An 11,668-nucleotide genomic window follows, 5' to 3' on the forward strand; every position below is an offset into this window, starting at 1 on the left:
ATGGTCTTGGTATGAGCAAGCAGATCACAGTGCGGTTGCCGGATGAGCTGGTCGACTTCATGGACCAGCTCGTCGCGACCGACAAGGCAACGAGCCGGGCGTCCGTGGTCGCCCGGGCGATGGAGCGTGAGCGCCGCCGGGAGCTGGCCGCCCGCGACCTGGCCATCCTGACCGAGCACGGCGACTACCCGGACCTCGAGGGTCTGTCCCCCGCGGCTGCCGGGACCGTGCTCACCGACCTCGACTGATGCGTCCGATCCACATCGCCCGGCTCGACAAGCCGCGGCCGGTCGTGGTCCTCACCCGCGAGCTGATCCGCCCGCGCCTGACCAACGTGACGGTCGCCCCGATCACCAGCACGGTCCGCGGTCTGTCCACCGAGGTCCTGGTCGGCCCGGACAACGGCCTCGACCACGTGAGCGCGATCTCCTGCGACAACGTCCAGACCATCCCGAAGGTCCAGCTCGGCCGCCTGATCGGCTACCTCCACCCCGACCAGGAGCCGGCCCTCGCGGAGGCCATCAACCTCGCCTTCGACCTAGAGCTGTAGAAACGTCGCCCGATTCGCCAGGACGTACGCCGCGGCGGCTCGATACCCGCCGGCGTGATCCTCGTCCCGATGTACGTCGAACGCCGGGTCACCCGCCCGTACCTGCTGGTCGATGTACGCCGCGAACGCCAGCAGCCTGATCCCGATCAGGTCCACCAGCTCGGCCGGCGCGACTCCCAGGCCATAGGACTCGCAGAACAGGCGCAGCCGCCCGGCCCGGTCGGGTTCCTCCGGCCAACCGAAGGGCTCGAGCGAGGCCGACGGGTGGAACGGGACGAACTGGTGTGCGGCGTACGCGAGATCCCACCGGCGGTTCGACGGGCGGATCGTGTCCCAGTCGATGATCCCGGTGACCTCGGAGCCCTCGAAGACGAGATTCCAGGGCGCCAGGTCGTGATGACCGATGCAGTCGATCGCGACCGGCGTCGCGACCTCCAGCGCGTGCCACTCCCCTGGCTCGGGCGGCTCGAAGCCCTCGGTCGCATCGTGGAGCCGGCGGATCGCGCGGGCCACACTCACCAGCGCTTGATCGGATCGGAGTTCGTCGGTCAGGGGCGGGTATCCCGTGGTTCCTGGAAGGTACGACAGCGTCTCGGTCGCATCGTCCACCGCCAGCAGCCGCGGCGCGAGGTCGAAGCCGACCTGCTCGAAGTGCCGCAGCAGCGCGTGCGTGTTCGCCGTACCCCGGCGGCGGCGCACGGTGTCGCCCCGGCGGACCGGTTGCGCGAACCGGCCGCCGGAGAGCGCCTCGTCCACTCAGCCCAGCTTGGAGACGTCGCGGACCGCGCCCTTGTCGGCGCTGGTGGCCATCGCGGCGTAAGCGCGCAGGGCCTGCGAGACCTTGCGGTCACGGGCCTTCGGGGCGTAAACGCCGTTCAGGGCGTCCCGCCGGGTGGCTAGTTCTTCGTCGGAGACCAGCAGCTCGATCGAGCGGCCGGGGATGTCGATCTTGATCTGGTCGCCGTCCTGGACGAGTGCGATCGTCCCGCCGGACGCGGCCTCGGGTGAGGCGTGACCGATCGAGAGTCCCGACGTACCGCCGGAGAAGCGGCCGTCGGTGACGAGGGCGCAGACCTTGCCCAGGCCGCGGCCCTTGAGGAACGAGGTCGGGTAGAGCATCTCCTGCATCCCCGGTCCGCCCTTCGGGCCTTCGTACCGGATCACCACGACGTCGCCCGGCGTGACCTGCTTGGCGAGGATCTTCTCGACCGCTTCCTCCTGCGACTCACACACCACCGCGGGACCCTGGAACGTCCAGATCGACTCGTCCACACCGGCCGTCTTCACCACGCAGCCGTCGACGGCCAGGTTGCCCTTCAAGACGGCGAGACCGCCGTCCTTCGAGTACGCGTGCTCGAAGTCGCGGATGCACCCGCCGGCCGCGTCGGTGTCGAGGGTCTCCCACCGCTCGGACTGCGAGAACGCCGTCGCCGACCGCTTGCAACCCGGCGCCGCGTGCCACAGCTCGACGGCCTCCGGCGACGGCGAACCCCCACGGACGTCCCAGTTCTTCAGCCAGTCGTCGATCGAGTCGCTGTGCACGGTGTGGATGTTCTCGTTCAGCAGCCCGGCCCTGTGCAGCTCACCGAGGATCGCCGGGATGCCACCGGCCCGGTGCACGTCCTCCATGTAGTAGGTGCCGCCGGGTGCGACGTTCGGCGCGACCTTCGCCAGGCACGGCACCCGGCGGGAGACCGCGTTGATGTCGTCCAGGTCGAAGCCGACCTCGGCCTCCTGCGCGGCCGCGAGCAGGTGCAGGATCGTGTTGGTCGACCCGCCCATCGCAATGTCCAGCGCCATCGCGTTCTCGAACGCTTCCCGGGACGCGATGTTGCGCGGCAGCACGGTCGCGTCGTCGTTGTCGTAGTACCGCTTGGTGATCTGTACGACGGTCTCGCCGGCCTTCTCGTACAACGCCTTCCGGGCGGTGTGCGTGGCCAGCACCGAGCCGTTGCCCGGCAGCGACAGGCCGATCGCCTCGGTCAGGCAGTTCATCGAGTTGGCCGTGAACATGCCCGAGCAGGAGCCGCAGGTCGGGCAGGCGTTCTCCTCGATCCGCAGGATGTCGGCGTCGGAGACGTTCTCGTTGACGGCCTCGGACATCGCGTCGATCAGGTCGAGCTTGCGGACGGTCCCGTCGACCAGCGTGGCCCGGCCGGCCTCCATCGGGCCGCCGGAGACGAAAACGGTCGGGATGTTCAGCCGGAGCGCGGCGTTCAGCATGCCGGGGGTGATCTTGTCGCAGTTCGAGATGCAGACCAGCGCGTCCGCGCAGTGCGCCTCGACCATGTACTCGACGGAGTCCGCGATCAGGTCGCGGGACGGCAGGCTGTAGAGCATGCCGCCGTGGCCCATCGCGATCCCGTCGTCGACGGCGATTGTGTTGAACTCGCGGGCGATGCCGCCGGCCGCGTGGATCGCCGCGGAGACGATCCGGCCGACCGGCGCGAGGTGGGTGTGACCGGGGACGAACTCGGTGAAGCTGTTCGCCACCGCGATGATCGGCTTGCCGAAGTCCTCGCGGGCTACCCCGGAGGCCTGCATGAGCGCGCGGGCGCCCGCCATGTTGCGGCCGTGGGTGACGGTACGGGACCTCAGAGCAGGCACGACGACATCTCCTCGCAGTAGAACGACCCTACTGATGTTGCCACGCCCGTCCGGATGGCGGTACGCGGGTCCCGGATCGTGGAGGAGTGATTCTGTCGGCGGGTCGACCTAGCCTGAGAACATGACCGGGTTCGTGCACCGCAGCCGTGCGGTGCACCCTGCCCTGCGGCCGTACGTCGGAGACCTGAGCGGATATGCGTACGCGGGCGATCCACCCTCGCTCCATCGTGGGCTGCCGTCGCGGTTCCTCACCCTGGTGATCACGCTGGACGAGCCGCTCGGCGTCGCCTGGCCGGGTGCACCGGTCGAGAAGTTCGACGCCCTGGTCGGCGGTCTGCACTCGACCGCGATCCACGTCGGCGCGACGCCCAGCCGCGCGGGCGTGCAGGTGTCGCTGACCCCGGCCGCCGCGCGCGCCTTGCTCGGTCTGCCGCCGGTGGAGCTCGCCTCCACGGTGGTAGGCCTCGACGACGTGCTCGGACGGCCTGCCCGGGCGCTGACCGAGCAACTGCGGGAGGCGCCGAGCTGGGACGCGCGCTTCGATCTGATCGAGGGACTCCTGCTCCAGCGGTGGTCCGGCGACACAGTGCCGGAGCCGCGTCCGGAGATCGACTGGGCCTGGCAGCGGCTACGCGACACCGGCGGTGCGATCGGCGTACAGGAGCTGGCGACTGAGGTCGGGTGGAGCCGGCGGCACCTGACGGGCCGGTTCACCGCGGAGTTCGGGCTGGCGCCGAAGGTGGCGGCGCGGGTGATGCGGTTCGAGCGTGCGATCGGGCAGCTGCGCCGTCGGCCGGCGACCCGGCTGGCCGAGCTGTCGGCGGAGTTCGGGTACGCCGATCAAGCCCATCTGACCCGCGAGTTCCGGGCGATCGCGGGCTGCTCACCGCGGCAGTGGATGACGGAGGAACTCCCAAACGTCCAAGACTTCGTGCCGGCCTGGGCCGCAGAGTCGGAGGCATGAATACCACGACAGAGCAGACAGTGATCGGGGTCTGGCCGACCCTCGTGTACCGCGACGGCCAGGCGGCCCTGAAGTTCCTCACCGAAGGCCTCGGCTTCGCCCTGGTCGTGTCGTATCCCGGCCCGACCGAGGGATCGATCGCGCACTCACAGCTGACCTGGGCGGCAGGTGGTGGCGTGATGGTGAGTTCGACCGACGCGAAGACGGAGCCGGACGAGTTCAGTCCGATCGCCGACGCAACCCAGTCGGTCTATCTCGTCCACGATGACCCGGACAGCCTGATCGGTCGCGCCGTCGGCGCCGGAGCCGTTGTCGTCCGTGGGCTCAAGGACGAGGACTACGGCTCCCGCGGCTTCACCGTGCGCGATCCCGAAGGCAACTTGTGGAGCGTCGGCACGTATGCGGGTTCGCAGTAATCCACAGGCTTGTGCAGGTACCCAGCATCGCCGCGACGATCTCACTAGACTCGCGGGGTGACCGAGACAACCGGACTGCCCGTTTCCGAAGCCGTCGAAGTGCTCAGCCGGGTCTTCGGGTACGACGCCTTCCGCGGCGAGCAGGCCGAGATCATCGACACGGTCGTGGCCGGTGGCGACGCCCTCGTGCTGATGCCGACCGGTGGCGGGAAGTCCCTCTGCTACCAGATCCCCGCGCTGGTCAGATCCGGTGTGGGGGTGGTGATCTCGCCCCTGATCGCGTTGATGCAGGACCAGGTCGACGCACTGACGGCTCTCGGCGTACGGGCGGGATTCCTCAACTCCACGCAGGATTTCGAGCAACGGCGCGAGGTCGAGCAGGCGTTCCTGGCCGGTGAGCTGGACCTGCTGTATCTCGCGCCCGAGCGGCTCCGCGTCGACGCGACCGTACGGTTGCTCGACCAGGGAAAGATCGCGTTGTTCGCGATCGACGAGGCGCACTGTGTGTCGCAGTGGGGCCACGACTTCCGGCCGGACTATCTGATGTTGTCGGAGCTGCACGAGCGCTGGCCCGATGTACCGCGGATCGCGCTGACCGCGACGGCGACCGAGGCGACCCATCAGGAGATCGCCACCCGGTTGAAGCTGACCGAGGCCAAGCACTTCGTCGCGAGCTTCGACCGGCCGAACATCCAGTACCGGATCGTCCCGAAGGACAACCCGCAGCGGCAGTTGCTCGATCTGCTCCGCACCGAGCACGCCGGCGACGCGGGCATCGTCTACTGCCTGTCGCGCAACAGCGTCGAGAAGACCGCGGCCTTCCTGACCCAGAACGGGATCGAGGCCGTGCCGTACCACGCCGGCCTGGACAGCCGGACCCGCGCGGCCAACCAGTCCCGGTTCCTGCGCGAGGACGGCCTGGTGGTGGTTGCGACGATCGCGTTCGGGATGGGGATCGACAAGCCCGACGTGCGGTTCGTGGCGCATCTCGACCTGCCGAAGTCGGTCGAGGGGTACTACCAGGAGACCGGTCGCGCCGGACGCGATGGGTTGGCTTCGACCGCGTGGCTGGCCTACGGGCTGCAGGACGTCGTACAGCAGCGGAAGATGATCGACACGTCCGAGGGTGATCTCGCGCATCGGCGCCGGCTCAGCTCGCATCTCGACGCGATGCTCGCGTTGTGCGAGACCGTGCAGTGCCGGCGATCCCAGCTGCTCGCGTATTTCGGTCAGCAGGGCGACGCCTGCGGGAACTGCGATACCTGCCTGACCCCACCGGAGTCGTGGGACGGGACGATCGCGGCGCAGAAGCTGCTGTCGACCGTGTACCGGCTGCAGCACGAACGCGGCCAGAAGTTCGGGGCGGGGCAGTTGATCGACATCCTGCTCGGCAAGGAGACCGAGAAGGTCAAGCAGTTCCGGCACGAACAGCTGAGCGTGTTCGGGATCGGCACCGAGCTCAAGGACAGCGAGTGGCGCGGCGTGATCCGGCAACTGCTCGCGCTGCGATTGCTCACGGTGGAAGGCGACTACGGCACGCTCGTGCTCACCGAGGAGAGCAGCGAGGTGCTGGGCCGCCGGCGCGAGGTGATGATGCGCCGCGAGCCGGAACGGGTGCGGTCGAAGTCGGGTTCCCGGTCGTCCGGCGGGAAGAAGGCCGCGGCCGACCTGTCCCCCGAGGCCGCGCCGGTCTTCGAGCGGCTCCGGACCTGGCGAGCCGGTGTCGCCAAGGAGCAGGGCGTTCCGGCGTACGTCATCTTCCACGACGCGACACTGCGGCAGATCGCCACCGACCTCCCGGGCACGCTGGCCGAGCTCGGCACGATCAGTGGAATCGGTGAGAACAAACTGGCCAAGTACGGCGACGGCGTACTGGAGGCATTGTCCGCCGACGAGTGATGTCGAGTCCGGCTGCGGTCCTTCGACGCGGTGGTAGGAGCGCGGACGGACCGCGTTCGCCGGAGTCAAGGAGCAACCTCATGTCTTCATCGGTGCTGTTGATGTCGATGTCCCTCGACGGGTACATCGCGGGTCCGAACGACCGGCCGGGCAACCCGGGCGGCGACGGGTTCATGCGGCTGCACGAGTGGTACGAGGGACCCGACGGCGAGTTCGGGCGGCCGACCGGACCGGACGGCGAGATCTGGGACGATATCCAGGCGAGCGGCGCAGTGCTGGTCGGCCGCAGGACCGCGGAGCAGGTCGATTACTACGGCGGCTCGCACCACGGCGTTCCCGTCTTCGTGTTCAGCGGCCGGCCGGCTCCGGAGTCGGTGCCGAAGTCCGTGACGTTCGTGGACGACATCGCGAATGCGATGGCGCAGGCGAAGGTCGCTGCCGGTGATCGGGACGTGATCGTCCACGGTGCCTACACCGCACAGAAGGCACTCGAGGCCGGTGTCCTGGACGAGCTGCAGATCGACCAGATCCCGGTGCTGTTCGGCCAGGGGCTGCGGTTGTTCGATGTGCTCCCGAACCGGATCGAGCTGGACGTGGTCAAGGTGATCGACACTCCGGCGGCTACGCACATCCGCTACCGGGTTCGCCGCTGAGGGTGTGACGGCGGGTCGGGCCCACTGCGTCTCCTTGAGGAATACCTACGATTGGAGACGTTTTGCCGACCTCTGCTCTGAGCTCTGTGCTGACCGGACTGCTCACCACGAGCCTTGTCGCTGTGCCGACGCCCCTTGCCTGGCAGCCGTCACCGGTGCCGGACGGGAACGCGGTGCTCTACACCACCGAGCAGGCGCAAGGCGAGCAGTGGGCCGTCGGGATCGAGCTCGAGCAGCAGGACGGCGGCCCGGCCGTCGCGTTCCACCCACTCGCCTGGCGCCATGACGCAACCGGGTGGCATCCGACCAAGAGCGTCGTACCGGACGGACGGCTGGACGACCTGTTGGTGCGGGGGCGCAACGATGCCTGGGCGGTTGGCGCGACCGACGATGTCGACAGCGTGGGCATCGTGCAGCACTGGACCGGCAAGGCGTGGAAGAAGGTCGCGACGCCGGCGACGACCGGCTCCGGCTTCACAGCGATCTCTCCGGTCGGCAAGCAGTTGCTGGTGGGTCAGTACAACTCGGCCGAGTCGTCGACTGCCGTCCTGCGGTCGACGGCCAACGGCTGGAAGGTGCTGCCGAGCGACGGACTGCAGAACGTCGTGTACATCGACGACCTCGTCGCACTACCCGGCGGGCAGATCCTCGCGGCCGGGATCGGCGGGATGTCGACGTACGACGGCACCGCCTGGAAGCCGGTCAAGCTGCCGCTTCCGACCGATCGGGTCAGCGAGATCGCCCACCTGCTGGTGCGATCCGCGACCGACATCTGGGCCGTCGGCGAGAAGCCCAGCGACGAGTACTGGCGCCAGCCGCTCGCACTGCACTACGACGGCAAGACCTGGACCGAGGTCCCCGCACCGGTCCGGACGGGCCAGTTCCACGACGTCGACCTCGTCGACGGCAAGCTCGTCGCAGTCGGCGGCGACCCGAACACCGGCGAACCCCTGGTCGCCGAGTACGACGGGACCAAGTTCGTCACGGCCACGACGCCGCCGGGCGCCGGGTATCTGCACGGCTCATCCTCCACCGGCAAGCAACTGACCACCGTCGGCGTCGCCCTCCAGTCCGGCCTCGAGCTCCCCTACGTTGCCGTAGGCAAACACAAGCCCGTCAACTGAGCAACGCCACCAGCAGATCGCTGCCCCCGTCGTCACCGTCGTCAACTGGTGGCGGCGACAAAGCTGATGCCTGGCTCCGCGGCATTCCGGCTGTGGGGCGCAGGTTGCGCTACGGCCGGAGTCCCACCGGCTACGTCATCCCCTGGCCGGACCACCCCACTGCAAACCAGCTGACCCCCGACGCCCCATCACTACACACCCGGATCCAGTACGCCGCTCACCGACCACTCGCTCACTTTAGGAAGCTGGCTGACGGCGAAGGTTGTTGGCTGAGAGCAGATCTTGCGCAGACGAAGGCGAACTCGGGCTAGCGTTTCCGAATGATTACGACGCGCGACCTCACCTACGACGTGGATGGGCTGACCATGATCGCCCACCTCGCACAGCCAGCTGGTGACGGACCCTGGCCTGCGGTGCTCGTCGGGCACGACGGGATCGGCCTCGACGACTACCAGCGCGCCCGCGCCGACGACCTGGCCGAGCACGGTTATCTGGCGCTGGCGATGGACTACAACGGTGGCCAGACGTTCTTCGGCAATCCGGAGGCGATGCTGGCTCGGGTCATGCCGCTGCTCGGCGATGCGGACCGAATGCAGGCTGGGGGGCGTGCCGCGCTCGACGTGCTGTTCGCGCAAGCTGGTGCGGACCCCGACCGGCTTGCCGCCCTCGGCTACGGCGCCGGCGGCCGGATCGTGCTGGAATTGGCCAGGACAGGGGCGCCGTTCAAGGCCGTTGCTGTAATCCATCCGGCCTTGCCAGAGCCCCGCCCCGAGGACTGGACCACTGCGACCGGCCCGTTCCTACTGGGTACGGGCTCCGAAGACCCGATCTGTACCCCGGATCAGCTCCTGACCTTTGGTCAGGCGCTCGAGAAGGCGGGGGTCGACTGGCGCGTGAATGTGTACGGCGGAGCCGAGCATGCCTTCTGGGCTCAGCCGCTGAATGCCGACGGGCGGCCGACAGGCGGGACGACCCACGACGCGGCCGTTCCCGGGGTGAGCTATCACGCGGCGCACACGCCGCGTGCCTGGCGGGACGTGCTCGACCTGTTCCAGGAGTCCATCGGGACCTCATCCGAGATCGCGCCATAAGGTCCGCGGACGTACCCGCCGGCGATGCCGTGCGCGCCGCCTGGTCGCGCGCCTCGGACACCGGAATGACGGTGCCGGAGTCGGCGTCCCCGTCGTACTGACGACCGGCGCTGCTGGTGATCGGCCGGGTCGGTGAGGCTGCGGATGTCGCGGCGGCGTACGTCTACCTGATGAACCAGGGCTATGCGACCGGCAGCATCGTCTCGGTCGACGGCGGGCACGTCCTTGTTTGATTCAAGCCTGGCAGAGTGGGTGCTGTGGCACGCATTCTGATCACCGGATCCGCCGACGGCCTCGGGCAGCAGGCCGCGGCCGAGCTCATCAACCAAGGGCACGCGGTCGTGCTCCACGCTCGCAACGAGGCCCGGGCGGCCGACGCCTTGGCCGCCCTACCGAAGGCCGAAGCCATCCTGACCGGCGACCTGTCGAGTATCGCGGAGACGCGGGACCTGGCTGAGCAGGCGAACGCGTCGGGCCGGTTCGACGTGGTCATCCACAACGCGGCGGTCGGTTATCAGGAGCCGCGGATCGAGACGGTCGACGGGCTCGAGCACGTATTCGCGATCAACGCGTTGGCGCCGTACGTGTTGACTGCTTTGATCGATCGGCCGGATCGGCTGGTCTATCTGAGCTCAGGCATGCACGAGGGCGGGGACGTCGCACTCGACGATCTTCAGTGGGTCCGACGGCGGTGGCGCGGAGCGCAGGCGTATTCGGACTCGAAGCTGTACGACGTGATCCTTGCGTTCACGGTCGCCCGGCTGTGGCCCGGCGTACTCTCGAACGCCGTGGATCCGGGCTGGGTCCCGACCAAGATGGGCGGCCGGGGTGCACCTGGTGATCTGAGCCAGGCGCATCTGACTCAGGTCTGGCTGGCGACCGCGCCGAGTACGCCGAGCGGCGAGTACTACTACCACCTGCGGACCCATCGGACTCATCCGGCTGCGTCGGATCCCGAGCTGCAGGCGGCCTTCCTGGACGCCTGCAGCTCGCTCACCGGGGTCGCGTTTCCTGGTCATTCCTGAGACACGTACAGCCGGTTCCCGTCCTGGTCACGCAGGCTGAACATCGGCGGGACGTCGGGCCACTGGAGCAGTTCGGTGGTCTCGACTCCCCCGGCGCTGAAGTGCTGATGGGCTGCCTCGGCGTTCGGGCTGGCCAACCGGATGCCGGTGTCGACGCCGGCCGGGTTGTCCTCCGACGCCGGCACGAGGGCGATGGTCGCGGCCGCGCCGGACGGTGCGACGACGATCCACCGCCCGCCGAACTGCGGCAGCGGCGCATCCATCACTAGCTCGAAACCGAGGGTCTTGGTGTAGAACTCGACGGCTGCGTCCTGGTCGGTGACCGGTACGCCGACGGTCCGGATTCCGCTGAGGTGGCTCATCTCTGGATCTCCTTCTGGTGAGAACTGCTGTCACTCAGGAGGTAGAGACCGACCCGGGGATTTCGACATCGCCGACGAGATTCTTTTCCGTGGTCAGTCCGTAGACGACCAGGTATTGGTCGGGGGCGTCGAGTACGGCGAGGACTTCGTACGGGAGGGTGAGGTCGCCGAGGGTCGGGTGGTGGAAGCGTTTGTGGCCGGAGACGTGCCGTTTGACGTCGCGGCGAGGCCAGCGGGCGGCGAACTCGGGGCTGGCGGCGAGGAGTTCGTCGACGAGCGCGCGGTAGTCGGGGTCGTCGACCAGGTGACCGGCGGCGGCGCGGAGGTGCGCGACGGTGTCGTCAGCGACCTGCGGCCAGTCGGCGAACAGGTCACGAGCCCGCGGATCACAGAACACATACCGCGCATTGTTGGGCCGCCGGCCGGTCGCTTGCAGTTGGCCGGGGTGCGCGTCTGAAGCAGGCTGCCGGTCGAGGTGCTCGTCGCGTGCGGGGAAGCGACCGGGGAAGAGGATGCGCGCGGGCTCGTTCCAGGCGAGGACGTCGCCGATGCGGCCGAGGACCACGGCTGCGGTCGGCGGCGCGAGGAGCGTAATCATCCGGAGGGCCGACTCGGAGACCTCCTCCGGCGGCAGGGCCGGGGGCCTCGCGGCGAGCGCCTTCAGGTGGGCGGCTTCGTCGGGGGTCAGCTGCAGCGTCCTGATCAGGGATTCGAGCACGCTCTCGGACGGATGAGCCGCGTGCCCCTGCTCCAGCCGGGTGTAGTAACCAGTGCTCAGTCCGGCCAACTCCGCGATCTCCGCCCGCCTCAGACCAGGCGTACGGCGTGGTGCGTCGTCACCCGTCGGGGTCAAGCGGCCGCGGCGCTCCCGGAGGAACGCGCCGAGCTCACGCTGCCGACCGGCGTACCGCGACATCACTCCTCACCTCCTGGGTGTCCCTGACAGGTGCACCCGGCAACCTTTTCTGCGGGCCTTC

The 11,668-nt window shown here is 68.7% G+C and carries 13 protein-coding genes; 9 read left to right on the forward strand and 4 right to left on the reverse strand.

Going from position 1 to position 11,668, the window contains the following annotated elements:
* Positions 1-11: 11 nt before the first annotated feature.
* Positions 12-248: a YlcI/YnfO family protein gene (locus AB0L70_RS11945; RefSeq protein ID WP_363682868.1), complete on the forward strand. Its 237-nt coding sequence runs from the start codon at positions 12-14 to the stop codon at positions 246-248.
* Complete coding sequence (locus AB0L70_RS11950; protein ID WP_363682870.1) at positions 248-550, forward strand: type II toxin-antitoxin system PemK/MazF family toxin; 303 nt, start codon at positions 248-250, stop codon at positions 548-550. The genes AB0L70_RS11945 and AB0L70_RS11950 overlap by 1 nt, the downstream gene beginning before the upstream one ends.
* Here AB0L70_RS11950 and AB0L70_RS11955 read toward each other — a convergent pair.
* Both AB0L70_RS11955 and ilvD read right to left on the reverse strand, forming a co-directional pair.
* Positions 539-1,306, reverse strand: a complete 768-nt coding sequence (locus AB0L70_RS11955) for a phosphotransferase (RefSeq protein WP_363682872.1) — start codon at positions 1,304-1,306, stop codon at positions 539-541. The genes AB0L70_RS11950 and AB0L70_RS11955 overlap by 12 nt on opposite strands.
* A complete protein-coding gene (gene ilvD, locus AB0L70_RS11960; protein ID WP_363682874.1) occupies positions 1,307-3,157 on the reverse strand; it encodes a dihydroxy-acid dehydratase in 1,851 nt (616 codons plus the stop codon).
* Positions 3,158-3,278: 121 nt separating this feature from the next.
* Between ilvD and AB0L70_RS11965 the strand changes: the two genes are divergently transcribed.
* The 7 genes from AB0L70_RS11965 (at position 3,279) to AB0L70_RS11995 (ending at position 10,329) form a co-directional block, all read left to right on the forward strand.
* Complete coding sequence (locus AB0L70_RS11965) at positions 3,279-4,121, forward strand: helix-turn-helix domain-containing protein (protein WP_363682876.1); 843 nt, start codon at positions 3,279-3,281, stop codon at positions 4,119-4,121.
* Positions 4,118-4,537 carry a VOC family protein gene (locus AB0L70_RS11970; RefSeq protein ID WP_363682878.1) on the forward strand — a complete coding sequence of 140 codons (420 nt, stop codon included), beginning with the start codon at positions 4,118-4,120 and terminating at the stop codon, positions 4,535-4,537. The genes AB0L70_RS11965 and AB0L70_RS11970 overlap by 4 nt, the downstream gene beginning before the upstream one ends.
* Positions 4,538-4,594: 57 nt before the next feature.
* Positions 4,595-6,436, forward strand: coding sequence for a DNA helicase RecQ (recQ, locus tag AB0L70_RS11975; protein WP_363682880.1), 1,842 nt, complete (start codon positions 4,595-4,597; stop codon positions 6,434-6,436).
* Positions 6,437-6,516: 80 nt separating this feature from the next.
* Positions 6,517-7,089 (forward strand): dihydrofolate reductase family protein, encoded by a 573-nt coding sequence (locus AB0L70_RS11980; RefSeq protein ID WP_363682882.1) that lies wholly within the window; start codon positions 6,517-6,519, stop codon positions 7,087-7,089.
* A 62-nt stretch (positions 7,090-7,151) separates the two neighbouring features.
* Positions 7,152-8,213, forward strand: a complete 1,062-nt coding sequence (locus tag AB0L70_RS11985) for a hypothetical protein (RefSeq protein ID WP_363682884.1) — start codon at positions 7,152-7,154, stop codon at positions 8,211-8,213.
* Between the two features lie 320 nt (positions 8,214-8,533).
* A complete protein-coding gene (locus AB0L70_RS11990; protein WP_363682886.1) occupies positions 8,534-9,304 on the forward strand; it encodes a dienelactone hydrolase family protein in 771 nt (256 codons plus the stop codon).
* Positions 9,305-9,561: 257 nt separating this feature from the next.
* A complete protein-coding gene (locus AB0L70_RS11995) occupies positions 9,562-10,329 on the forward strand; it encodes an SDR family NAD(P)-dependent oxidoreductase (RefSeq protein ID WP_363682888.1) in 768 nt (255 codons plus the stop codon).
* Here AB0L70_RS11995 and AB0L70_RS12000 read toward each other — a convergent pair.
* Together AB0L70_RS12000 and AB0L70_RS12005 are read right to left on the reverse strand one after the other, a co-directional pair.
* Positions 10,320-10,691: a VOC family protein gene (locus AB0L70_RS12000; protein WP_363682890.1), complete on the reverse strand. Its 372-nt coding sequence runs from the start codon at positions 10,689-10,691 to the stop codon at positions 10,320-10,322. The genes AB0L70_RS11995 and AB0L70_RS12000 overlap by 10 nt on opposite strands.
* Positions 10,692-10,725: 34 nt before the next feature.
* Positions 10,726-11,607 carry a helix-turn-helix transcriptional regulator gene (locus AB0L70_RS12005; RefSeq protein ID WP_363682892.1) on the reverse strand — a complete coding sequence of 294 codons (882 nt, stop codon included), beginning with the start codon at positions 11,605-11,607 and terminating at the stop codon, positions 10,726-10,728.
* Positions 11,608-11,668: the final 61 nt, after the last annotated feature.

It is taken from the genome of Kribbella sp. NPDC051952, from assembly GCF_040680855.1.
In the GTDB taxonomy this organism is placed as follows: domain Bacteria; phylum Actinomycetota; class Actinomycetes; order Propionibacteriales; family Kribbellaceae; genus Kribbella.

Coding starts and splice junctions, on each gene's coding strand:
- AB0L70_RS11945 (WP_363682868.1), top strand. CDS start 12: ATGAGCAAGCAGATCACAGTGCGGTTGCCGGATGAGCTGGTCGACTTC.
- AB0L70_RS11950 (WP_363682870.1), top strand. CDS start 248: ATGCGTCCGATCCACATCGCCCGGCTCGACAAGCCGCGGCCGGTCGTG.
- AB0L70_RS11965 (WP_363682876.1), top strand. CDS start 3,279: ATGACCGGGTTCGTGCACCGCAGCCGTGCGGTGCACCCTGCCCTGCGG.
- AB0L70_RS11970 (WP_363682878.1), top strand. CDS start 4,118: ATGAATACCACGACAGAGCAGACAGTGATCGGGGTCTGGCCGACCCTC.
- AB0L70_RS11980 (WP_363682882.1), top strand. CDS start 6,517: ATGTCTTCATCGGTGCTGTTGATGTCGATGTCCCTCGACGGGTACATC.
- AB0L70_RS11990 (WP_363682886.1), top strand. CDS start 8,534: ATGATTACGACGCGCGACCTCACCTACGACGTGGATGGGCTGACCATG.
- AB0L70_RS12000 (WP_363682890.1), bottom strand. CDS start 10,691: ATGAGCCACCTCAGCGGAATCCGGACCGTCGGCGTACCGGTCACCGAC.
- AB0L70_RS12005 (WP_363682892.1), bottom strand. CDS start 11,607: ATGTCGCGGTACGCCGGTCGGCAGCGTGAGCTCGGCGCGTTCCTCCGG.